The following is a 23,399-nucleotide window of genomic DNA, read 5'->3' on the forward strand; positions in this document are numbered from 1 at the left end:
GATATGCTGACTGAGTGCTGTCAGTCCAGGCGCCGATGCTGGCCGTCTCCGGACGGCCACCGCGGGAGCACGGCCGGTGGGCGCTGGAGATGAAATGGGACGGCATTCGCGCCCTCGCGCGGTGCCGGGCGGGGGAATGCCGGTTCTACAGTCGCAACAATCGGGATCTCAGTGGGTCATTTCCTGAGCTCACGGCGGTTCTCGCCGAACTGGGCGAGGGAGGTGAGCTGATCCTCGACGGGGAGATCGTGGCGCCGGATCCGAAGACGGGGGCGCCGTCGTTCGCTCGCCTGCAACGGCGGATGCATGTCGTCTCCCCCAGCCCGGAATTGCTGCGAGGATTCCCGGCGCAGTATCTGGCGTTCGATCTCCTGGCTGTCGAGGGTGCGTCCATCATGAACCTGCCCTACACCGAGCGTCGCGAGCGTTTGGCGGAACTGGCGCTGGACCGGCCTCTGGTCCGGACCCCGCCGTACTACCGCGATATCGACGCCGACACGCTGCTGGACGTCGCTCGCGAACACGGCTTGGAGGGAATAGTCGCCAAGCGTCTCGATTCGGCCTACTACCCCGGGCGGCGGTCTCCGTTGTGGATCAAGACGCCGCTGCGCAAGACGACCGAGGTCGTCGTAGCGGGCTGGCTGCCCGGTACGGGCCGTTTCTCCGCGACGTTCGGCTCGCTGGCGCTGGGTGCCTACGACGACAACGATCAGCTGGTGCACGTCGGCAATGTCGGCACCGGCTGGACCATGCGCGACCGCCGCTCGCTGCAAGTTCGCCTGAACGAGCTGTCCCGCTCCGACACGCCCTTCGACGTCCCTCCGCCGCGCGCGGTGGCGGCATCCGCCCACTGGGTCGAGCCGGTCCTCGTCGGCGACATCGAATATCGCGAAGCCACCTCCGAGGGCCTGCGCCACCCCAGCTGGCGCGGGCTGCGCCCCGACAAGTCTCCGCGTGAGGCGAAAATGCCTTTATAGAACCAAATGCACCGCTGTATTGCTGATTGCTCGCACCGTTTTGCTCGTAGATCGCTCGTCAGCGTAGGCGTACATCACCGCTGACTGGAACTGCGCTCCTGCCGATCCGCGTTCGGGTGGCGAATCGCTACCACGCGAAGTTCTGCGAGCGGGATTGACCTGGTCGTGCGGATCAGTACTCCCAGGGGTCGAGCCCCGCCTCGTATGCGGCTGCCTCGTCCTTGTCGTGCAGGAAACGCGGGTCCACCACGCCCTCGAGTGAAGTGTCGCTGATCGGTCCTGGATGCCACTCATTGCGCACGAGTTTCAGCAGGAACTCGGCCATTCCGCACGGATACACCGACCACTCGTGGTTCATGCGGGAGTACACCGCGACTGGCCATCGATCCGGGTCCTGGTCCGTCGTGATCCAGCACAGAGTGTCGGCCGCAGCTGTTCCGCCCCAGATGAGCAGGTCCTCCAGCCGATACCGGCCCCTGTCGGCGGGAGCCCACTCGTTGACCCCCTTGTCCGCGAGCGCTGCCTGCGAGAGCCTCGATACCTTCACCATCCGCGCCTCCTCCGAGGAGACGACAGGGGTGAACACGACGACCATCTCCTCGATCGTGCCGCTGCCGAAGGCTGCAACGAAGGACCGATAGTCGGCCGGAAAAGCAGTTTCGTAGATCTTCTCCGCCGCACTCCAGTTGACGGTGTCCCCGCAGGTCGGCCCGATGCACGACAGCACTTCTCCGAGGCCCGCCATGGCGGGCTGATCCTCACTCACGCTTCAGTTCCCATCGAGTCGGTGCCCCACCATGTTGTGGCATTGTTTGTCCTTCAGGCTGTGCATCTCTCGTCGGGGCGCGCCATATCCGCCCGGTTTCGGCGAATGCTACTGCACCCCTATGACCTATCCGTCGACGCGAATGGAACGGAAGCCTGGAGCCAGGCGATCTCCCGCAAATGTCAGCGCCGGGCGCCTCGCTGCTCACTGGGCCCGGCGCTGACCGATTCAGTCAGCGCGCTATGCGGCTACTTAAGACTGGTGTCAGGGCTTGATCCCGGCCAGGATCGAGTCCCAGGTGCCCGGTGGGAGGCTCCCTATGTGGCTGCCCCCGGCTCGTTCGGTGTGGCTCACTAATGGCCTGCGTCCCATCGGGTTACCGTGCGGGTGTGGCTGGAAAAGGTCTGCCCTGGCTCGAAGTAGCGGTGCCCTTCCCGCACGGACACCCAGTTCGTTCGGACTTCTGGAAGGACGGCGGGCGCAGGTGCGGGTGTTCGCCACCGGCAACGGCTACGTGATGTCCGGTTCCGGGTCGGCAGTGCTGCCACCGCAGTCGAATGCGTCGTCGGCCGAGTCACCGTCGCGGGTCGGCTCCGCCCGAAGCAGTTGCGGCTGAGCCCGATCGCGCCGATCTTGCCCTCCTCGCGCAACGTGATCAGGTCGCGAGTTGATCGTCGAGGTCGACGACCTGGTCGCCGGAGGCCCGTAGGCCAGGCCCGGCATCGAGCGGCCGGTCGGTGTGCCTAGCGGCTCGGGGAACCAACCTCTTCAGAGGAAAACGCGAGCGATCTCCAGCCACCGCCGTGCGTCCGCGCCCACCGCGGTGAGGTCGGTTTCGGCCAGGGACCTGCGCTGGGTGAATGTAGCCGCCGACCGTGCCACGCAGCCGACGCATCCGGAAATCCCGCGGAACCGGGTGGTCCGCCCCAGCCTGTCCGGCCGGGGCGGACCTGCACCGGTTCCGCGCCCGCGCGCTCAGACGGTCGCGACCGGAGCCCCTGCGCCGGTCGCGACGACCCGGCGACGCCGCCTCGGCGCCAGTAGGGTCGGGTGCTTCACGGACCAGGCCGCGAGCGAGCAGATCAACTCCTTCACGCGGGCGGCCTTGCGGCCCACGTCGACCTTGGAGGTCGGCTGATCCTCCTTGGTCACCTTCTGCACGATGGCATCGCGGCGGCCGAGGCTGATGCACTGGCTGTTGTAGCCGATGGGGGCATCGGGAATCTCACGTCCGGTCAGCCGAGCGGCAATGGCATCGGCGCCCAGCCAGGCCATCGGGGAGGCGGTGGCGCAGCCCATGCGCAACGTCCTGCCACCCACTCCCGCGGCGTGCGCGGCATCGCCGACGGCGTATACATCCGGGTGCGAGACCGAGCGCTGGGTAGCGTCGACGACGATCCGCCCGGTCTCGGAGACGGTCAGAGTGCTGGCGGCCGCGATCGGGTGCACGGCGAATCCCGCTGTCCAGACGGTCATTTGCGAAGGGATCTGCGCTCCCGATCGGGTGACCACGCCATCTTCGGTGACCCTTATGACGTCGGCGTGCTCGTGGACGGTGATACCGAAGCGTTCGAACGCGCCGCGCAGGTGGCTCTGCGCCTTCTCGTCGAGCCAGTCGCCGACGCCGCCGCGCGCGGCCATCGCGACCTTCAGATCCGGGCGCGCCTCGGCGATCTCGGTGGCGACCTCGATACTGGTCAGGCCACCACCTACGATCAGCACGGTCTCGCCCGCCCGCAGCCGGCTCAGACGTTCCCGCAGCCGCAGCGCCGCCTGCTTGCTCGCCACCTGGTGGGCGTGTTCGACAACGCCGGGCACGCCGAAATCGGCGACGGTGCTGCCAAGGGCGTAGACGAGTGTGTCGTAGGCGAGGGTCTCGGCCCCCTGATCGCCGATCAGTTCGACGGTCTTGCGGTCGGCGTCGACCGAATCGACCCATGCGATGCGCACCTGGACGCCGGTGCCCGCGAACATCTTCCGCAGTGGACGAACCGGCAGGTCCTGCCCGGCGGCGAGCTGGTGCAGGCGCACCCGTTCGACGAAGTCGGGATCGGCGTTGACCAGGATGATCTCGACGTCGTCGCGGTGCAGTCGCTTGGCCAGGCGGCCGGCTGCGGTGGCTCCGGCGTACCCGGCTCCGAGGACGACGATGCGGTGCTTCATGGTGTTGCTCCTGTCTCGGTGGGTTCGGAGCTTGAACCGGACAGCCGCACGAATGCTGACAGGAGCAGGGTGTGATGTGGGTCACCATAAATCGGGCAGGGGTTCTCCCGGCGCGTAGGTGGCCCACTGGCGATTGGCGAATGCCAGCTTGTCGGGGTTGACGTGGGCGTGCATGGCGGCGATGCCGTCGGCGGTCACCTCCAGCACCACGACGCCGACGATGCGATCCTCGGCCACCAGGATCAGCGCGGGCCTGCCATTGACGATCGCGGCGAAGGGTGTGGGCTTGCCGCCGAGCTTGTCCCACTTGGCACCCGTAGGTTTGATGGCCAGCCGCACGAACATCGCGATGCGCTCGGCGCCGACGAGCGGCCTGTTCAAGGTGGCGAAGAAGGCGCCGCCGTCACCGATGATGGCGGCGTCATCGGTGAGTAACCGCACCAGCTCGTCGGTTCGGCCGCTGACCGCCGCGGCCAGGAATTCCTCCACGATCCGGCGCGCGGCGGTCTCGTCCACCTCGATACGCGCCCGTTCCACGGCCAAGTGCTGTTTGGCGCGGCGATAGACCTGCTGGCAATTGGATTCGGTGATGTCGAGCAGGTCGGCGATCTCGTGGTGCGAGTAGCCGAACGCCTCGCGCAGTACATACACCACGCGTTCCTTGGCGGTGAGCCGTTCCATGAGCGTGAGCATGGCGATCGACACCGATTCGCGTTGTTCGACGGTGTCGGCCGGGCCCAGCATCGGGGCGCCGGCCAGCAGCGGCTCCGGAAGCCATTGCCCCACATAGGTTTCCCGGCGCGCACGGGCGGAGGTGAGCTGGTTGAGGCAGAGATTGGTGAGCACCTTGGTCAGCCACGCCTCGGGCGTCTCCACGTATTCGCGGTCGGCGGCCTGCCAGCGCAGATACGTCTCCTGCACCGCGTCCTCGGCGTCGCCGGCCGAGCCCAGCAAGCGGTAGGCGATCGCTTCCAGGCGACCCCTGGAGCGTTCGAACAGATCGGCCTCGCGCGTGAGCAACATGTCGGTCATGGTCGGCCATGCGCACCGGTCGTGTCCAGCGGTAGCGGTCCCCAACCAGCTTGCTCGGAGGCGTCGCGCACGTGCCGGCCGCGACCGGGAACTCGCACTCGCCGACAAGCAGCTCATGCTTCAGCACAACGCTCGGGGGCGTATCCGGCTTCGACATGCACAGTGCCGCCGGCACAATATTGTTCGGTCGAGTCACGGTCGCAGGCCAGGACCGGTGGACTGAACGCGTTCGTCCTCGAAGTCCAGCCGGTAGACCGCGGGCATCGGCATGGCGCGGCTGAATGCCCAGTCGACCTCGCCGCGACCGAACGCGATCAGCGCCCGGGAGATGAACGTCCCGTGGCTGCCCACGACGACGGTCCGGCCGCGGTGCCGGTGCGCCAGCGTCGTCAGGATCGCCGCGGCCCGGTCGGACAACTGTCGCAGGCTCTCGCCACCGGGCCTGGCGAGCGACGGCTCGGCCCAGCTTTCACAGTAGTAGCGCGCATAGTCGGGTGTCGGGCCGATCCCGGACTCCCACTCGCGCAGATCGTGGTCGGTTTCGATGGGCAAGCCGGTGCGACGTGCGAGCGGTTGGATGGTTCGGACTGCGCGGAGGTAGGGGCTGGAGAAGATCACGGTGGGCGACAGGGCTGCCAGGTCGGTGACCAGCAGCTCGGCTTGTTGTTCGCCTGCCGCGGTCAGTGACCGCTCGTAGTCGCCCGGCCCTCCCGCGCGAGGGGTGAACGGCTCAGCGTGACGGACCAGGACGAGAGTGGAGCGGGCAGTGTGCCGGGTAGCGATTCGTCGCACCACATCGGGAAGCAACGTGTGTTCGGCGTGCAGCACCCGCGCGCCGAGTGTCTCGACGGTGTCACCCGGCTGGACCGGTACCTCTACCTGGGCGATGATCTGTCCGGTGTCGTATTCGTCCGAGACGAGGTGGACGGATACGCCGCTGACGGGATCTCCGGCGTCGAGGACGGCTTGATGCACGTGCCCGCCGTACATACCGGGGCCGCCGTGTCGGGGCAGCAGTGCGGGGTGGACGTTGATGATCCGTCCGGAGAACTCCGCTCTGGTGCGCGGCCCGATCTTCTTCAGGTATCCGGCGGTGACCACCCAGTCGGCCGAGTGCTCGACGAGCGCGGCGCGGATGGCTTCGTCGGGGTCGTCGTGGGTGCGTCCGGACAGGTGGCGGGCGGGAATCGCGTTGTCGCGGGCGTAGCGCAGCGCACCGGAGTCGCTGTTGTTGCTGATGACGAGCACGATCCGGAACCGTGCGTCCGCCACAAGGGAAGCTCGGTGCAGCGCACGCAGATTGGATCCGTTGTGGGAGGCGATCACCGCGACGCGAAGTTCCGGCACGGCTTCGTAGTCTGGCACAGCGAATTCGCCATGGTCGGTGTGATCGACGCTGGGCGTCGCGGAGGGCGCAGCGGCCGGGTTCGCTTCTCTGCTGCGGGTTGCGAACTCGAACGGCCGGGCCACAGGCAGGTCAGCGAAGGTCTTGCGGCCGGTGGGCGTGATCTTCGACGGATGCGGGCCACTGATCGATCCGAGCCTGCGGGGTGCGGCGGCGGGATCGCAGGAGGTCGCGGAAGCCGCGATCGGCGCGCAGTTGCGAATGTGCGCGTGCCGCATAGTGTTCGACGTGGCGGGCGGTGGGATGCCTGCGCCGGGCTTCGGCGAGCCATCCGGTGGCTTGGCGGAGGGCTTCGGTGCGGGTAAGGGGTGGGTCGGTGGGGAGCAACAGGGTGGCGTGGTCGGGGTCGACGACGATCGCGGAGCCGAGGTGTTGCAGGCAGCGGCCGATGCCGAGGTCGTCGTCGAGGGCGCGGTAGGCGGTCAGGGCGAGCTGCCAGCAGCGCAGGGCTCGGCGGGGTTCGCCGCGGGCCCACCACATCGTGCCCATGGTCTCGTGGGTCTGCGCGCGTCCGTCGGGATCGAGGCCGGCGCGGGTGAGGGACTCGGCGAGTTCGAGACGATCCTGCGCGGCGTCGAGGCGTCCTTGCCGGATGTGCACGACGGCGAGATTGATCAGGGCGCACACCTCACCGGCGACGTCGTCACGCGGCAGCAGCCACCACGCGGTCTCCAGCTGCTCGGCCACCTTGTCCAGCACCGGCGAGCCGGCGTCCAGCTCCCGCAGCGCCGCCTGATGCTCCCAGCGGGCGGCCAAGCTCGTCGACAATCGCCGCGGCCGGTAGCCGCGCGGCCGCTCGGTGAGCCGTCCCGCCCGCAACAACAGCAGATCGCGGTTCAGCTCGTCGGTTTCGGGAAGCGAGCACAGATCGTCGGCCACTCCGCGCCCGTTCTCCCCCAGGCCGATACGCGCGTACCACACGTCCAACGCGTTGCCGATGTCGACCAGGTGCGCGACGGCCGCCGGAGGATAATCCACGCCTCGAGCCGGTGGATCCGGAGAATCCGGTGGATTCACTCGAGCCGCGCACGCGTCCACCAGGGCGCGCAGGTACGGTTCCTCGGTTTCGAACCAGCGGCGAGCGCCCACCGCGAAGCGCCGTGACTCCAGCGCGATGGCCCAGCGCCCCGCGCGGTCGGCGTAGTGGTGCAGCAGCGCGGTGAGCGCCGCGGCCCACTGCGGTCCGGCGGTGACCGTCGCTCGATCCGGCAGCCTGGGCACTTGTCGCACGCACCACCGCTGGGCACCGTGCCCGGCGAGAATTCCGCGGCGGTGCAGACCGTCCAGCAGTCTCGCCGCGGTGCGGGCCGAGGGTTCCCGTGCCAGCGGCAACCGTCCCGGCGTGTCCCGAATGGCGTTGAGCACCGCCAGCAGCGCGACGGTTTCATAGTCGTGCACCGGCAGGTCCCGCAGGACCGCGGCGATGAGATGCCCGTCGAGCGCCGCGACCGTCCGTCGCGGCGGCGCGGCTTCCCGCGGCCTCCGGTCCGCGAGCGCGGGGCCCGGCTCGATGAGACCGGCGATGAGGTCCATGTCGCGGGCGGTGCGCATCTTGGTGCGATACCCGCGTGCGAACCGGTACAGCGCGTAGGTCGCCGCCGCGGCGATGAACAGCACCGACAACCAGCGCAGCGGCCCGTTGAAGAACTGCACGACGGCGTTCTCGCCGAACGAATTCACCACCAGGGTGCGCACCAGTTCGAACAACACCGTGTAGGCGACCAGCGACGCGGTGCCGAGGAACCCGATCCAGATCGAGGATCTGGGTGTGGCGGTCTGCCCGACCGGTTCGGTGTGCTCGGTCGAGGTGCTCACCCGATTCCTCCCTCGCCGCCGGCGGCTCGCGTCATCGCAGCACTCCACCGGTCAGGCCCGGCACCACCCAGCGCCGCCAGGTCACCAGCAGCAGCGCCACCGGCAGCACGGCCGACGCCAGCGATCCCGCGGCCAGTTGCGCGCTGTTCTCGCCGAATTGCCGTGCTTCGCCCCACAGCAGCAGCGACCACGGGCTCGCGCCCGCTCCGCTGACCACGAGGCCGATGAAGAAGTCGTTCCACACCTGCACGAACTCCAGTACCGCCACCGCTCCCAGCGCGGGTCCGGAGGAGGCCAGCACGCGCTGGGCGATGGTCCCCGGACTGGCCAGACCGTGCAGTGCGTCCGCGGCGGTGCTGCCCGGCGGGGACAGCATCGCGCCGCGCAGCACGAGGATGGCGATCGGCAGTCCGGCGGCGGCGTGCACGAGGATCAGCGGGATGCGGGTTCCGGACAGTTCGTACGTGTCGACGAGACCGTCGATCGGCCCGAGGTAGGTCTGCGCGGGCGTCACCGCCAGCACCACCAGCGCTACGACGGCCAGTCGTGCGGCGGTGCCGTTGGGTCGCAGCGCGGCCAGCCGGTAGGCCACCGGCGCGGCGGCGGTGACCACGACCACCGTGACGATCCCCGCGACCCAGGCGGTGGTCTGCAGCGAACGCCACAGTCCGTCGTCACCCGACACCAGAGCTATGGCCGAGAAGCCGAAGCCGTCGTGCGTACGCAACCCGGTATAGGCGAGCACGCCGATCGGGTACAGCACCAGCACCGACACCAGCACGATGCCCGCCGCCCGCACCGGACCGATGCGCCGCCGTCCCGCCACCGAGATCGCGCGCACCGCCGACCAACTCGCGCGGTGATGGCGTACGTCCACTTGCAGCAGCCAGGCGACCGCGCCCACGAGTACAGCCAGCGGCAGCGCGTAGGCCGCCGCCGCGCCGGGTTCGGCGTCGGCGGCCAGCCGCCACCAGTGCACGGTCGCGCTGTCGACCTGGTATTCGAGCGCCCCCGGCACCCCGATCAGCACCACGTCGAACACCCGCGCGGCCGCGACGCCGACGGCCAGTCCGGCGATCAGCAGCACCGGCCGCAGCAACTCGTACAGCCGGACCGCCAGCGGTCTGCCGTCGTCGCGGTAGAGGTACCCGGCGCGCGCCGGATCGGCTTCGATCGCATGGATTCCCGCGCGGAACAGCGCGGTGAGGAAACCCAGCCAGGTCCACAGGAACGCCGACCCGAGCATCGCCGCCAGCCACCACCGGTAGAGCCCGACGTCCTCGATGTCCAGCCACCGCGCGCCGTTGCCGAAGATCACCCGGAACGCCACCCCGGACACGAACGCCGACACCCCGAACGGCACGATCAGCGGCAGCCACAACCAGCGCGCCGCCCGGCCCCACCAGGCGATCGCCAGCGCCACGAGCAGCAGCCCGATCCCGAACGCCACCCACAACAGTGTGCGCAGGTACGCGCCGCGACCGTCGGCGTTCATCGTGCCGCCCAGCAGCCACAGTCCGGCGATCGTGGCACCGATCGACGACGGCCACAGCAGAATTCGGATCCACGGCACACCCCGCCGCCTGCGCAGCGCGGCGGGCAGCAGCGCACCGGTCGCCGCGACCGCGCACGCGAGCACCGACAACGGGCTGGCCCGGGCGGCGATCAGCACGGTCCATCCCGCCGGTAGCACCAGCAGCGCCACCGTCAGCAGCGTCGCTGGCAGCCCGGCCACCCAGCCCAGCCAGCGCCGTGGCCTGCCGCCCGCGACCAGCGGCCCGCGCATGCGGCGGGTGGCCAGCTCGATGCGCAGACCGTTGACGTCGAAATCCGGAGGCATCGTCATCGGCCCCGCCGATCGACGTCGTCCAGCGCGGCGATGGCACGGTCGGTGGCCTCGGTCGTTCGTGCCTGCCCGCCATCGCCGATCGCGATGAGGAACTCCGTCAGCACCCGCCACAATCCTTCCCGTCCGCCCACCGGCCCGATCCGGTCGGACAGATCGAAGGTGCTGCGCGCGGCGAGCTCACCTGCCGAGGGCGCCAGCAGCGGCGAGTAGTCCGCCTCGGTGCGCAGGTTCGGGGCGAGAAAGCCGCCGTAGCGCTCGATCCACGGCAGGGGGGCGCGAGCGGCGGCCAGTTTCTCGACCAGTTCGTCCGCGCGCGGGGTCGCCTGCCGCGTCACCACGATCACGTCACCGCCGACGATCTTCGGCCGCCCCGGCGCGGTGTCCACCGGCGGGAAGGCCACCACCCCGACGGCGTCGTCGATCTCGCGCCCGGACGCGCGGACCGCGCTGCGCACGATCGGTTCGGCGAAGTCCGGCGCCACGACCGCCGCGGCCCGGCGATGCTGGAACACCTCTCGGATGGCGTCGGAGAACTGCCTGGTCAGCGCGACGCCGACGCCACCAGGGAACGCGTGCCGCTGTCCCCACAGAATCCCCAGATGACCGAAGGCGGCCCGCACCGCCGGGTTGTCCCATTCCCGTTCCCGGTGGTTCTTGGAGGCCAATTCGTCGTAGATGCGGGGTGATTCGGCGAGCAGGACGTTCTCGAAGAAATCGGTGAGCACCCAGCCGTCGGCGGCGGCCAGCGCCAGCAGGCGGGTCGGCGTCTGCGCGAGCACCTCCATCCGGTCGACCCAGCCGTCGAGCGTCCATGCCGCCGGCTCACCCAAGCCGTGGGTGTCGAACTGTTGGCGGTCGAACCACACCAGCGATTTGTCCGCGGCTTTGAACGGCACACCGTAGAGCCGACTCTGGTAGCGCAGCAACAGTTGCCAGGGTTGGGCGTAGCGGGTGCCGAGTTCATCGGCCCACACCGTCTCGGCGAGGGGCCGCAGTTTGCCCGCGTCGGCGAGTTCGCGCACCCGCCCGGCTTGCGGAAGCAGCACCACGTCCGGCGCGGAGCGGCCGCCTGCGGTGAACGCGGTGTCGGTGTTGTCGCCGAGGGGGATGACCTCGACCTCGAAGCCGAGGTCCAGCTCGTCCAGGACGGCGTGGAAGGCGGCGAGTTCCTGGCCGCTCCAGGACACGCCGACGCGCACCGCGTCCGAGCCGCCCAGCAGCACCTCCGGCGCGCACGCGGCAGCCAGCGGGAGGACCATTCCCGCTTGCAGCACCGCTCTGCGCGTCCCCATCGACCCCCGATGTCATTGCGTGCCAGTCGAACTCGATTATGCGTCAGAGCCGTCGCGCCGGTGGCCGCTTTGAAAACTCTCGTGCGCGGGCGCGGACGCCTCTGCTAGCGTCACCGGCATGGAGCGCGCAGCTGTGACGACGACGCCGGAATTCGTCCCGGCGCGCTGATCCACGTTCATTCCAGCTCCGGGGCGAGTGCCCCGGGGTTTCGTCTCGTGGTCACTCGCCCTGTGTCGACGAGGAGACCATCATGCCCGACCACCGCGGCCTCGGCCGTGCGCTGCATCTATTCGATACCGACCCGCTCATCGGCGCGGGACTGCCGTTCTGGCTGCCGGACGGCGCGGCCGTGCGCCACGCTCTCGAGGATTACATCCGCGCCGCCGAACGCCGCGCGAGCTACCACCACGTGTATTCGCCGGTGCTCGGCAAACGTGAACTCTACGAATTGTCCGGACACTGGGAGCATTACCGCGACGAGATGTTCCCGCCGATGGATCTCGGCGGTGAGCAGGTGGTGCTGCGCCCGAGCCTGTGTCCCCATCACGCGCTGCTGTTCCGCTCCCGTGCGCACAGCTATCGCGAATTACCCCTGCGCATAGCGGAATTGGGTGGCATGTATCGCTCCGAGCTCTCTGGCGTGCTGGGCGGATTGACCCGGGTGCGCGGGATCCAGCTCAACGACGCGCATATCTTCTGCACCCTCGATCAAGCCGCCGACGAGGTCGCCGCAGCGCTGGCGATGATCGCCGACGCCTATGCCGCACTGGATATCCGCGCCGCCCGCTACCGGTTGTCGCTGCCCGGTCGCGGCGGGAAATACGTTGCCGCTCCGGGTTTGTGGGAGCGGTCGACCGCCGTGCTCACCGCCGCCTTGGACGAGCGCGGCCTGCGTTACGACGCGGTGGACGGCGAAGCCGCGTTCTACGGCCCGAAGATCGACGTGCAGGTGCGCGACAGCGCGGGACGGGAGGCCACTCTGTCCACCGTGCAGGTCGATTTCCATCAACCGGAGCGGTTCGATCTGCGCTACACCGGCGCCGACGGCGTCGCGCACCGTCCGGTCATGGTGCACCGCAGCATCATCGGCAGCATCGAACGGGCCGTGGCCCATCTGATCGAATGCCACGGTGGCCGGTTCCCGGCCTGGCTGGCGCCGACCCAGGTGGTCGTGCTGCCGGTGACCGAGGCCCAGCACTGCGCGGCCGCCCGATTCGAACGCCGTTGCCGCGAGAGCGGGCTGCGGGTGGCGGTCGCGCCGCCGGATCGCGGCAGCCTCGCCGCTCGCATCCGGGAGCACCGGCTCGCGCCGTATCAGGCGATCATCGGCGCGGAGGAATTCACCGCCGACCGTGTGGCGTTGCGGCTGCGTGACGGCCGCCGCCTCGACCCGTTGCCCGCCGCCGAAGCGCTCGACCGCATCGCCGCTCTGCTCGCCGCCCACAGCGCGGCATTGTGGGACGACTGCTGACGGGATCGCGGCGGCAACCCGGGTCGGCATGATGTGAGCCTTGCCACAACGTGGTACGTGCGCGTACCGTACGGGTGGTACATCGAAGTACCACACGAGGAGGTGGGCGTATGCCCGCTGTGCGACTTCCCGACGGGCCATCCACCCCGCCGATCGTGCAGAACCTGCAGATCCTGACGGGGCGCACCCGGACCTGGCGGCGCATGCACGACCGTTACGGGTCGGCCTTCACCATCCAGATGCCCCGATTCGGGCGGTCCGTCGTACTCGCCGACCCCGCCGAGATCAAAGCCCTGTTCACCGCGAGCGCCGACCTCGTCGACAACATCGACATCAACCTCGGTCAATTCCTCGGTCCCGGTTCGCTGTTCGCGCTCAGCGGGAACGAACACCGCAAGCAGCGCAAACTGCTCACCCCACCCTTCCACGGCCGCAGGCTGACAGTGTACGAATCGCTCATCGAAGAGGAAGCCGTCCACGAGATGGCGTCCTGGCCCTCGGGCCGCGAGTTCGCGACGATGGACTCGATGATGCGGATCACGCTGAACGTGATCCTGCGCGCGGTCTTCGGCGCCGAAGGCGCGGATTTCGAAGAACTGCGCCGACTGCTGCCCAGACTCGTCCTGATCGGCTCCGGTCTCGCCGCGATCCCGGTTCCCCAGCGGGCGCTGGGCCGGTTCGGCCCCTGGGCCCGCTTCGCGGCCTACCGCCGCCGCTACGACGAGATCGTCGGACAACTCATCGACCGCGCCGCGAGCGAGCGGATCGAGGAGCGCGACGACGTGCTCGCGATGATGCTGCAAGCACGCTACGACGACGGCTCGGCCATGTCACACAGTGAGATCGCCGACGAATTGCTGACCCTGCTCACCGCCGGACACGAGACGACGGCGACGACGCTGTCGTGGACGATCGAGCGGCTGCGCAGGCACCCGGATATCCTGCGCCGCTTGGTCGCCGAAGCCGATGCAGGCGGATCACAACTGCGCGAGGCGACGCTGCTGGAGGTGCAGCGCGTGCGGCCGGTCATCGACGCGACGTTCCGGCAGGTCCGGGCCGAAACCCTGCAGCTGGGCCGGTGGACCCTGCCCAAGGGCCAGAAGGTCGTAGCCAACATCCGGTTGATGCACGACAACGAGGAACTCTTCCCGAACGCCCGCGCCTTCGACCCCGACCGGTTCGTCGGCGTCCGTCCTGGCACATTCAGCTGGATCCCGTTCGGCGGCGGCAGCCGCCGCTGCATCGGCGCCGCGTTCGCCACCATGGAGATGAACGTCGTGCTGCGCACGCTGCTGCGCGATTTCACGCTCGAACCCACCGATGCCCGCGACGAGCGCACGCACTTCCGCGGCGTCGCGCTCGTCCCGGCCGAGAAGGGCCGCGCCGTGGTGCGCCGTCGCACACCGCCGTCCAGTGGGCGAGCGCTCGACCGCGCCGCCGAGGCGGCGGTATGAGCGAGCAGTTCGCCGAAGTCGGCGGCGGCGTCACCCTCGCCTACCAGCAGCACGGCTCCGGCGGTGTCCCACTGCTGTTGATCGCCGGATTGGGTCAACAGTTACACGAGTGGCCCGACGGGTTGTGCGAGCTCTTGGTCGCGCGCGGCTGCCAGGTCGTCCGTTTCGACAACCGGGACGTCGGCCGCTCGACGCACGCGAATTTCCCGCCACCGGCGCCGGTGCAGATGCTGCGGCGGCGCTGGCATCGCGAGCAGTACACGCTGGCCGATCTGGCCGCCGACACCGTCGGATTGCTCGACGCGCTCGAGCTGCCCTCGGCGCATCTGGTCGGCATGTCGATGGGCGGAATGATCGCCCAGACCGTCGCCGCCCACCATCCCGCCCGGGTCGCATCCCTGACCTCGATCATGTCCACCACCGGCGCCGCGCGGGTCGGCCGCCCGGCCTGGTCGACCTGGCGGTTGATGTTCGCCCGACCGGCACGCACCCGCGACGAGCACATCGATCGCACCGTGCGCATGTACCGGCACATCCGCTCGGCCGGATACCCCTTCGACGAGTCCGCCGTGCGCGCGCGAGCCGCCCGCACCTGGGATCGCGACCCCGGGCCCGCAGCGGGCGTCGGCCGGCAATTGGCGGGCATCGTGAAATCCGGTGACCGGACCCACGAACTGCGCGCGGTCACCGCCCCGACCTTGGTGCTGCACGGCGACCGTGACCGGATGGTCGCCCCGACCGGCGCCGGCGCCACCGCTCGCGCGATCGCGCACGCACGCCTGCACACCCTCGCGGGTATGGGCCACGACCTGCCCGCCGCGGTGTGGCCGACACTCGCCGACCTCATCCACGAACACATCCGCACGTCCGAAAGCAGGAGCATCGATGCCCCGCATCCGTAGGCCGTTATCCGGCCGCCCGGTCATGATCACCGGCGCGGCCTCCGGGATCGGGCGCAGCCTCGCCCAGTTGCTTTCCCGCACCGGCTCTCCCGTCGCGATCGCCGATATCGACCAGGCCGGGCTGAAGGAGACGGCGGCGTCGCTGACCGGGCCGGTGCTGACCCGCGTCCTGGACGTGCGCGACGCGGCCGATCAGCTCGCCTTCGCCGACGAAGTCCGCGACTGGCTGTCCGCGCCGCTGGCCGCGGTGTTCAACAACGCCGGTGTCGCGGTCTCCTCCTCGGTGCTCGACGCCGTCGCCGAAGACGACGAATGGCTGCGGCGCATCAACTTCGACGGAGTCGTCAACGGCACCCGCGCCTTCCTGCCCATTCTCGTCGAGCAGGACCACGGCGTGATCGTCAACACCTCCAGCGTGTTCGGGCTGCTGGGCATGCCCAACCAAAGCGCCTACTGCGCGGCCAAATTCGCCGTCCGCGGATTCACCGACGCCCTGCGCCAGGAACTGCGCGGCACGGGTGTATCCGCGGTGAACGTCCACCCTGGCGGCATCAGCACCAACATCGCCCGCAACGCCCGCGTCCGCAAGGACCCCGAGGGCCGGGGCCGGACGCACGAGCAGATGGCGGCGGAATTCGAGACCATAGCACTGACCACGCCGCAGAAGGCGGCCGAAATCATCCGCCGCGGAGTGGAACACGGCAAGTCCCGCATCCTCGTCGGCCCCGACGCCTACCTGTTCGACGCCCTGGCACGGGTGACACCCACCCACTACTACGGAGTGGTCGCGCTGCTGGAGCGCAGCCTGCGCACCCGGGAACCGAAAGGAGCACGGGCATGAGCGAACACCTCGACGTCCTCATCATCGGAGCGGGCCTGTCCGGCATCGGCGCGGCCCACCACCTGCAGGCCGCCTTCCCGCACCGCACCTACGCGATCCTCGAAGCACGCGACACTCTCGGCGGTACCTGGGACCTGTTCCGCTACCCCGGAGTGCGTTCGGACTCCGACATGCACACCCTCGGATATCGATTCCGCCCGTGGACGCAAGCCGAAGCCATCGCCGACGGTCCCGCGATCCTGCGCTACATCCGCGAAACGGCCGCCGACGCCGGCATCGACCGGTTCATCCGGTACGGGCACCGGGTGACCGACGCATCCTGGTCCAGCGCCGAGTCACGCTGGAAGGTGTCGGCCGAACACGACGGCGGCACCCGCGAATTCACCTGCGACTTCCTGCTCGTGTGCAGCGGTTACTACCACTACGACGAGGGCTACACCCCGCAGTTCGCCGGCATCGGCGACTTCCGCGGACAGCTGGTGCATCCGCAGCACTGGCCCACCGACCTCGATCACGCGGGCAAGCGGGTGGTCGTCATCGGCAGCGGCGCCACCGCGGTCACCCTGGTACCCGCGCTGACCGACACCGCCGCGCACGTGACGATGCTGCAACGCTCCCCGACCTACATCCTGCCCGTGCCCGCCCGCGACGCCCTGGCCAACCGGCTGCGCGCACTCCTGGGACCGAAACGAGCCTACACCGTGGTCAGATGGAAGAACGTGCTGGTCAGCACACTGATCTACCAGCTGAGCCGACGGCGGCCCCGGCAGATGCGCAGATTCATCCGCAACCTGACCGTCAAGCAACTGCCCGCAGGCTACGACGTCGACACCCATTTCAAACCCGTCTACCAGCCGTGGGATCAGCGGCTGTGCCTGGTGCCGGACGGCGACCTGTTCCGCGCCATCCGCGACGGCCGCGCCACGGTGGTCACCGATCGCATCGACCGGTTCACCGCGACCGGGCTGCGCCTGGCATCCGGCCGCGAGCTCGACGCCGATGTGGTGGTGACCGCGACCGGGCTGCGACTGCTCGCGCTCGGCGGCCTGCGCCTCACGGTGGACGGACACGAGGTCGCACTGCAGCACACCATGGCCTACAAGGGCATGATGCTCAGCGGAGTGCCGAATTTCGCGTTCACCATCGGCTACACCAACGCGTCCTGGACGCTGAAAGCCGATCTGGTCAGCGAATTCGTCTGCCGACTGCTGCGGCACATGGACGCAGGCGGCTACCGGCAGACCACCCCGTGGCCCGACCCCGCCGTGACACCCACACCGCTGCTGGACTTCCAGGCCGGTTACGTATTGCGCGACATCGACCGATTCCCCAAAGCGGGTTCGCGGGCTCCGTGGCGGCTGGGCATGAGCTACGCCCACGACGTGCTCACCCTCCGCTACGGCCGCATCGATGACGGCACCATCCGCTTCACCCGCGGCGGCTCACCCTCCGACGACGACCAGGCGATGGCATCGGCACACGATTCCGGGCAATCCACGGCCTGACATCCGGCCGCGGACTCGGGCCGGACGCGACGAACCGAAAGGAGTAACTAACCTGATTCTCGTGACCCGCGCCGCGCCCGTACCCCGCACCTCCGCCGACAACGGCACGGATTCGGGGTTCCGCCGCCGCCTGCTCGACGCCATGGCCGCCGCCGTGCGCGAACGCGGCTACCAGGACTCGACCGTCGCCGACGTGGTTCGTTATGCCCGCACCTCGCGCCGCACCTTCTACGAGCACTTCACCAGCAAACAGGACTGCTTCATCGCCCTGCTGAGCGAGCACCACAAGGACATGATCCAGCGGATCGATGCCGCGGTCGACCCGCACATGGCTTGGCGCACCCAGGTGCGCCAAGCCATCGAAGCGTGGATACGCACCGCCCAGCAAGAGCCATCCCTCACTCTCAGCTGGATCCGTGTCGTTCCCGCCCTCGGTGACGACACGCGGCAGTTGCAGCGCGAGGTCGGCGAGTCGTTCGTGGCGCTCATCCAGAAGCTCGCCGACACACCCGAATTCGCGGCCGCCGGACTACGGCCGCCGTCCCGCCAAGTGGCGACCATCCTCTTCGGCGGCTTCCGCGAACTCATCGCCACCACCGTGGAAGACGGCGACGACATCGCGGACATCATCGACGTGGCAGTCGAATCCGCGATCGGGCTGATCGGCCCCCACCGCTAGCGCCCGGCCGCGCTCACCGCGCGGCGTCGACGAACGCCCCATCGGTCAGCACCGGCACCACCCCGCTGCTGTCGAGTTCGGTGGCCGCCGCGACATCCTGCGCGAACCCGCCCTCGGCGAGTTCGCGGCCGGAGGCGCAGTCCCGGATCAGCGCCGCCACATCGGCGATCCCGCCGTACGCCACCGCGGCGGCGTGCGCTTCCGGAGACAGCGGCCCGGCTGCGCTGCGCGCCAGTGCCGCGGCGACCGCCCCCGCACCGAGCCAGTCCTCCACCGCTGGCCGCAGCCCGTCGCGGCCGGGCCAATGCTCACCTGCCGCGATCACGGCGACCGGCTGGCGCGCGCTTCCCCATCCTCGCCCGGCGATCCAGCGAGCGACCGCGCTCGCGTTGCGCAGGCACGCCGCGACCACCGGCACACCGCTGACGGCCGCGGAGATGGCCGAACCATTGGGCGAGGGCAGCACGAGCCGCTCGGCGACCGGCGCGCACCGCAACGCCGCCGGAGACAGCGACCACGGCTGCCGCTCGGACACCGCCCGCCGCCCCACCGCCAGCTCCGCGCCGTGCCGCGCGGCGAACTCCGCGGCACCGCCGTCCCGCCACGGATAGGGCAGCACTCGCGTCCCGGCTTCGACAGCGACCGACACCGACGTCGTGAACGACAGGACGTCGATGACCACCACACACGCGCTCCCCGGCCCCAGCGCCAGCGCACCGGCCAGCCCCCACTCCAGCCGCACCCCCCACGGCCGCTGCCGCGCCCACTCCGCGATCTCCGCCACAAACTTCCCTCCCGATGATCGACGCCCTTCGAGGCCACCTCGATCCGATCCACCTCCCGCGCTGCGACCTACGGTGCCGCGCGTCACCGAGCCGCTGCTGACGAAGGCCGAATGGCACCCGGGTCACCGGTACCCAGCCTCGCGCATCCGGCGACCGACGCTCGGCTCGGGTCAGCCCCGCGCGGGCCGCTCGGGCCGGTAGAACCACTCCACCGGAACGACGAGGACCCAGAATCGCGCGATCGTTATGCGACTCCGCCGCGAAATTCACCACGAAATCCGGCCGATGCCGACGATCACCGCATCGAGGTTCGCCAGATTGCTGGCGAAGCCGATGTAGTCCACCGCCACCACCTCGGCGTCCGGCTCCCACTCCAGCGGGTGGTGCACATAGTTCGCGCCGATGAAACCCGGCGCCGGTCACGAGGTAGACGGATATGCCCGCCAAGCCTTGCCGCGAGCACGCTGCACTCGCCGAGGACGCCAAGACGTATGAGCAGACCGGCGAACCGGTCTGGAAATCGGTGCCGACCCTCGCCGGCGTGGTCTACAGCCGAGCCGAGCCCACGACGCCCAGTGCGCCATTGTGCGCAGAGCGCTGCACCGACTTGCCGAGGCCAGCTGGTCGACGTGACACGCGAGCGCACGCAGCGCACCTGTTCTCCGACCCGCGGCAACGGCGGAGCGTCACACGGGTCCCCGTGCAGATCCACAACAGCGACGACGTCGTAGAGGCCCTTCGACGCCCTGACCTTGACAACCGTCGCCGACGATTCAACCGGTTCGAGTCCAGGTGGGTCAGCGTAGAGCTGGGTTCGACACAGCGCCGTTCATTTCCGGCACGCTTCCGCGACCGCGTAATGCCGTCGACCCGCGCGACGGACGGTTCGCGGCGAACACGGAGCCGGGGATATGCGGTCCCAGGCATCGGTTGCGGGGCAGGGCCCAGGATGCGACGCCGGATGCCTGGTCCGCCGAACGGCGCCGACACCGTAGCTTCGTCTAACGGAGGCGACGCGAGTCTTCGACGCTCGCAACTGCCCAGCAATACCGATCCTGCGGCTAGGCTTGCCGTGTGCCAACCGAGGTGGCCGACGGTGTAGCTGGCCGTCAATCTGGTTCAGTTCGCTCGAACGAGCGTCGTCGCTGGCTGCCAGGCCGATATGCGTTCGGCGGGCTGGTTGTCGCGGTGCTGTTCGCGTGGCTCTCCTTGACTCCCACCCTTCTTCCGCGCGGGCCATTCTTCCAAGGACTGGTTACCGGCATATCGGCGGCAATTGGCTATTGCTTAGGGTTTTTCGCGTCGAAATTCGTTCGCTACCTGGGGGGAGCCGCCTCCCCCGGTGAAGACAGTCGTACGACGGACGGCCGTGGTGATCGCGTCGCTCGGAACCACAGCGATGCTCGTGTGGTTCGGCAACTGGCAATCGCAGCTGCGCGAACTCATGAACGCCGCCCACTTCCCCTGGTGGGGTTATGTCCTCATAGTGGTGTTGGCGGCCACGCTGTACATCGGGTTGGTCGCGCTCGCACGGGTGCTGTTACACGCGGTGCTCTGGGTCGAGCGCAAAGTCGGTCGAGTGGTGCCGCGGCGGTTCTCGGCGACCGTCATCGGGGTGCTCGCGGTGGCGCTTCTGGTGACGATCGTCAACGGGGCAGCGGTGCGCGTGATCATGTCCGCGCTCAATGATTCGTTCGCGTCCCTCAATCAGGAAACCAAGGCGGGGGATGCCCCGCCGGCCTCGCCGCTACGTTCGGGTGGTCCTGGCTCACTGGTTTCCTGGGATTCCCTGGGACGTCAAGGTCGTGCGTTCATCTCGCGCGGCCCGACGGTCGAGGAATTGTCCGCGTTTCACGGTGGTCGACCCGCGGTGGAGCCGATCCGTGCCTACGCGGGGCTGGCCAGCGGCGGTGACTCCATTCGGGAGAATGCCGAACTGGCAGCTGACGAGCTCGAACGTGCCGGCGGGTTCGACCGTGCCGTGGTCGCCGTGGCGGTCACCACCGGTACCGGATGGATCAACGAAAGTCTGGCTTCTTCGCTGGAATACATGTACAGCGGTGACACCGCGATCGTGGGGCTTCAGTATTCCTATCTGCCGAGTTGGCTGTCCTTCCTGGTGGACAAGGAACGGGCCCGCCAGGCCGGAGAGGCGCAGTTCGGGGCGGTGTACGACAAGTGGAAGAAGCTGCCGCGGGAGTCTCGCCCGAAACTCGTCGTGATGGGGGAGAGCCTCGGCTCTTTCGGAGGCGAAAGCGCTTTCGGTGGCGTCGACGACGTCGAGATGCGGACCGATGGCGTGCTGTTCACCGGACCGCCCAATGCCAACCGGATATGGACCGACGTCACAACAAACCGGGATCCGGGCTCACCGGAGCGGTTGCCCATCTATGAGAACGGCCGGACTGTCCGCTTCGGCGCGCAGACGCCCGAGGATCTGGCACGCCCCGATGCCCCATGGGGACGGCCACGGATGGTCTATCTGCAGCACGCCTCCGATCCGATCGTCTGGTGGTCACCGAAACTGCTGCTGAATGAGCCGGATTGGCTTCGGGAGGAACGTGGCGACGATGTGCTCGACAGTACCCGCTGGTACCCGTTCGTGACGTTTCTCCAGGTCGCGGCCGACATGGCGGTGTCGACCAACGTCCCCGACGGACATGGACACACCTACGTCGTCGATATCGCCGACGCCTGGAGCGCGATCCTCTCGCCGCCCGGATGGACCGCGACGGACACCGACCGCCTGCGAACCGCACTCGTCGGCATCGGCGGAGACGGCTGAACCCGGTCTTCCTGGTCGTTGTCCGCAACGATGACAACGGCATGCTCGGTACGGGTCAGCTGTGGTCGGAGCGGCGACTCCCCGCACCATTGCTGGGAGACCCACCGCCCTTCTACAGGCGGACAGTGGCATGTAAGGAGCTTCCTCACGATTCGAGGATTCTGGCCTTCTCAGCTTCGAATTCGTCATCCGCGAGCACACCCTGGGCATTGAGTTCGGCGACTGGAGAGTCAGCGAAGAATGCCGTCAGTGGGAGGCGAGAGAGTGGCAGTTCGGTGCAGCCCAGACCGCCCGATAGCGTCGCGGGCCACGCATCCGCTTTCCGCGATCCTGAACCGCGCGCGGGTCCTCCCGCTCCTGCCGCACCACCCCCATCAGGCACGATGCGGGCATGCACGGGCGAAATCCGCACGGGGCAAGCGCTTTGCTCGGCCGCTGAGGGGCGCACCCTTCTCGGCACACCCGGCCCACCAGAGCGGATCGCGAGGTGATCCCGGCTCAAGTGGCCTACCCGGACCGAGCAACGCTCACCCTACGGCGGGGAGATCGTCCAGCGCGCCGATGAGGGGAGTCAGTCGCTCCAGTTCTTCCCGATGTGTGGCGCTGAGCAAGGCCAACGTTTCCTTGCCTGCCTCGGTCAGCGTGAGGTGTACGACGCGACGGTCGGTGCCCTGCCCTCGTTTCCGAGTGACGAGGCCGAGTTGCTCGGTGCGATCGATCAGCTGCACCACGCTGTGGTGGCGGGCGGACAGGTAACCGGCGACCTCCCCGATGCTCGGCCCGCCGGGGTGGGAGTGCCCTCGGATCGCCAGCAGGAGTTGGTGCTGGGTGTCGGTGAGTCCCACTTCGGCCGCCCCACGCTCACTCCAGCGCAGCAGCTGGCGCAGCACGGTACGAAACGCCAGCAGCCGCGTGTATTCCTGGTCGGTGAGGTGGCCCGATGAGGACATCGACCCTTCCATCATGGAGTGATATTATCACAGGATGATATAAGTGAGCGGCGATCAGGACGGGTCGCGTTCCTGAACCGATCGTGAGCCGCCCGGCTCGGGAGAGCTTCGATACGCCACTACGTCCGAAGGGTGGTGGAAACATGAGTAGTGAAACCATGATGAGCCGGCATCCCGACATCGTGGAATTGCGGGAGAAGTACGAGCGCGCCTCCGAGGCACCCGACGCCCAAGCGGTCACCGGCCTGATGTTCCTGACCGGGCTCTACCTCGCGATTTCCCCCTGGGTCGTCGGGTTCAACGGACTCTCCACATTGACCGTCAACAACCTCGTCGTCGGCATCGCTCTGGCCATGCTCGCACTCGGGTTCGCCTCGGTGTACGGCCGGACGCACGGCATCGTCTGGGCCGCTCCCCTGATCGGCCTCTGGACGATCGTCGCCCCCTGGATCGTCAGCGGCAACGTCGACACCACCTCGACGATCTGGAACAACGTCGTCACCGGCGCCGTCGCCGTGCTGCTCGGCCTGGCCTCGATGTTCCTCGGAATGCGCAGGACCGGGGGACTCACCGGCCCAGCACCTCGAGCGGAAGCCACGCGAACCCAGCGCCCGTCCGGGCTCGGGCCGGAGACCTCCACACGGTGAAAACGCAGTTCCCCGAGCGCTCTGCCGAGTGAGCGAATCGACGCTACGCGCGTCCAGCTGATTCGGCCCTGGCCGGCACG

The 23,399-nt window shown here is 68.8% G+C and carries 19 protein-coding genes and 1 pseudogene; 10 read left to right on the forward strand and 10 right to left on the reverse strand.

What is annotated here, in order from left to right; all coding sequences use genetic code 11:
* Positions 1-35 precede the first annotated feature (35 nt).
* Positions 36-977, forward strand: coding sequence for a non-homologous end-joining DNA ligase (ligD, locus tag ACIHAX_RS15230; RefSeq protein ID WP_397278073.1), 942 nt, complete (start codon positions 36-38; stop codon positions 975-977).
* 172 nt (positions 978-1,149) lie between these two features.
* Here the strand turns inward: ligD and ACIHAX_RS15235 are convergent, their stop codons facing one another.
* The 7 genes from ACIHAX_RS15235 to ACIHAX_RS15265 all read right to left on the reverse strand — a co-directional run bounded on the left by ACIHAX_RS15235 (position 1,150) and on the right by ACIHAX_RS15265 (position 11,299).
* Positions 1,150-1,743, reverse strand: a complete 594-nt coding sequence (locus tag ACIHAX_RS15235; protein WP_355074053.1) for a hypothetical protein — start codon at positions 1,741-1,743, stop codon at positions 1,150-1,152.
* A 975-nt stretch (positions 1,744-2,718) separates the two neighbouring features.
* Positions 2,719-3,906 (reverse strand): NAD(P)/FAD-dependent oxidoreductase, encoded by a 1,188-nt coding sequence (locus ACIHAX_RS15240; RefSeq protein ID WP_397277949.1) that lies wholly within the window; start codon positions 3,904-3,906, stop codon positions 2,719-2,721.
* Between the two features lie 81 nt (positions 3,907-3,987).
* Positions 3,988-4,929 (reverse strand): RNA polymerase sigma factor SigJ, encoded by a 942-nt coding sequence (gene sigJ / locus ACIHAX_RS15245; RefSeq protein ID WP_397277951.1) that lies wholly within the window; start codon positions 4,927-4,929, stop codon positions 3,988-3,990.
* A gap of 201 nt (positions 4,930-5,130) precedes the next feature.
* Positions 5,131-6,285, reverse strand: coding sequence for a formyltransferase family protein (locus ACIHAX_RS15250; RefSeq protein ID WP_397277953.1), 1,155 nt, complete (start codon positions 6,283-6,285; stop codon positions 5,131-5,133).
* A gap of 130 nt (positions 6,286-6,415) precedes the next feature.
* Positions 6,416-8,158 carry a tetratricopeptide repeat protein gene (locus ACIHAX_RS15255; RefSeq protein ID WP_355074061.1) on the reverse strand — a complete coding sequence of 581 codons (1,743 nt, stop codon included), beginning with the start codon at positions 8,156-8,158 and terminating at the stop codon, positions 6,416-6,418.
* 31 nt (positions 8,159-8,189) lie between these two features.
* Positions 8,190-10,004, reverse strand: coding sequence for a hypothetical protein (locus ACIHAX_RS15260; protein ID WP_397075768.1), 1,815 nt, complete (start codon positions 10,002-10,004; stop codon positions 8,190-8,192).
* On the reverse strand, positions 10,001-11,299 hold the full coding sequence (locus ACIHAX_RS15265) for an ABC transporter substrate-binding protein (protein WP_397277955.1): 1,299 nt from the start codon (positions 11,297-11,299) through the stop codon (positions 10,001-10,003). The genes ACIHAX_RS15260 and ACIHAX_RS15265 overlap by 4 nt, the downstream gene beginning before the upstream one ends.
* Positions 11,300-11,550: 251 nt before the next feature.
* On the opposite strand from ACIHAX_RS15265, the gene thrS reads away from it, so the two are divergent.
* From thrS to ACIHAX_RS15295, 6 genes are all read left to right on the forward strand, one after another.
* Positions 11,551-12,771: a threonine--tRNA ligase gene (thrS, locus tag ACIHAX_RS15270; RefSeq protein WP_397277957.1), complete on the forward strand. Its 1,221-nt coding sequence runs from the start codon at positions 11,551-11,553 to the stop codon at positions 12,769-12,771.
* 110 nt (positions 12,772-12,881) lie between these two features.
* A complete protein-coding gene (locus ACIHAX_RS15275) occupies positions 12,882-14,225 on the forward strand; it encodes a cytochrome P450 (protein WP_397277959.1) in 1,344 nt (447 codons plus the stop codon).
* Positions 14,222-15,127: an alpha/beta fold hydrolase gene (locus ACIHAX_RS15280; protein ID WP_397277961.1), complete on the forward strand. Its 906-nt coding sequence runs from the start codon at positions 14,222-14,224 to the stop codon at positions 15,125-15,127. Before ACIHAX_RS15275 ends, ACIHAX_RS15280 begins: the two co-directional genes overlap by 4 nt.
* The gene (locus ACIHAX_RS15285) at positions 15,111-15,968 is read left to right on the forward strand and encodes an SDR family NAD(P)-dependent oxidoreductase (RefSeq protein ID WP_356964416.1); all 858 of its coding nucleotides are present in this window, start codon (positions 15,111-15,113) and stop codon (positions 15,966-15,968) included. Before ACIHAX_RS15280 ends, ACIHAX_RS15285 begins: the two co-directional genes overlap by 17 nt.
* Positions 15,965-17,473, forward strand: coding sequence for an NAD(P)/FAD-dependent oxidoreductase (locus ACIHAX_RS15290; RefSeq protein ID WP_364426530.1), 1,509 nt, complete (start codon positions 15,965-15,967; stop codon positions 17,471-17,473). The genes ACIHAX_RS15285 and ACIHAX_RS15290 overlap by 4 nt, the downstream gene beginning before the upstream one ends.
* A gap of 61 nt (positions 17,474-17,534) precedes the next feature.
* Positions 17,535-18,152: a TetR/AcrR family transcriptional regulator gene (locus tag ACIHAX_RS15295; RefSeq protein WP_355074073.1), complete on the forward strand. Its 618-nt coding sequence runs from the start codon at positions 17,535-17,537 to the stop codon at positions 18,150-18,152.
* Between the two features lie 13 nt (positions 18,153-18,165).
* Here ACIHAX_RS15295 and ACIHAX_RS15300 read toward each other — a convergent pair whose 3' ends face one another.
* Together ACIHAX_RS15300 and ACIHAX_RS15305 are read right to left on the reverse strand one after the other, a co-directional pair.
* The gene (locus tag ACIHAX_RS15300; protein WP_397277963.1) at positions 18,166-18,936 is read right to left on the reverse strand and encodes a 2-phosphosulfolactate phosphatase; all 771 of its coding nucleotides are present in this window, start codon (positions 18,934-18,936) and stop codon (positions 18,166-18,168) included.
* Between the two features lie 267 nt (positions 18,937-19,203).
* The gene (locus ACIHAX_RS15305) at positions 19,204-19,326 is read right to left on the reverse strand and encodes a hypothetical protein (protein WP_364426539.1); all 123 of its coding nucleotides are present in this window, start codon (positions 19,324-19,326) and stop codon (positions 19,204-19,206) included.
* 799 nt (positions 19,327-20,125) lie between these two features.
* Here ACIHAX_RS15305 and ACIHAX_RS15310 point away from each other — a divergent pair.
* Positions 20,126-20,705 (forward strand): annotated as a pseudogene (locus ACIHAX_RS15310) (alpha/beta-hydrolase N-terminal domain-containing protein); the annotation flags it as partial.
* Between the two features lie 102 nt (positions 20,706-20,807).
* Positions 20,808-21,722, forward strand: coding sequence for an alpha/beta-hydrolase family protein (locus ACIHAX_RS15315; RefSeq protein WP_397278075.1), 915 nt, complete (start codon positions 20,808-20,810; stop codon positions 21,720-21,722).
* A gap of 527 nt (positions 21,723-22,249) precedes the next feature.
* On the opposite strand, the gene ACIHAX_RS15320 is transcribed toward ACIHAX_RS15315, so the two are convergent.
* Entirely contained in the window at positions 22,250-22,672 is a 423-nt protein-coding gene (locus tag ACIHAX_RS15320) for a MarR family transcriptional regulator (protein ID WP_355074084.1), read from the reverse strand.
* 143 nt (positions 22,673-22,815) lie between these two features.
* Here ACIHAX_RS15320 and ACIHAX_RS15325 point away from each other — a divergent pair, with 143 nt between their 5' ends.
* Positions 22,816-23,319: an SPW repeat protein gene (locus ACIHAX_RS15325; RefSeq protein ID WP_355074085.1), complete on the forward strand. Its 504-nt coding sequence runs from the start codon at positions 22,816-22,818 to the stop codon at positions 23,317-23,319.
* The last annotated feature ends 80 nt before the right edge of the window (positions 23,320-23,399 follow it).

Source organism: Nocardia sp. NPDC051929 (assembly GCF_044548645.1).
GTDB classification, from domain to species: Bacteria; Actinomycetota; Actinomycetes; order Mycobacteriales; family Mycobacteriaceae; genus Nocardia; species Nocardia sichangensis.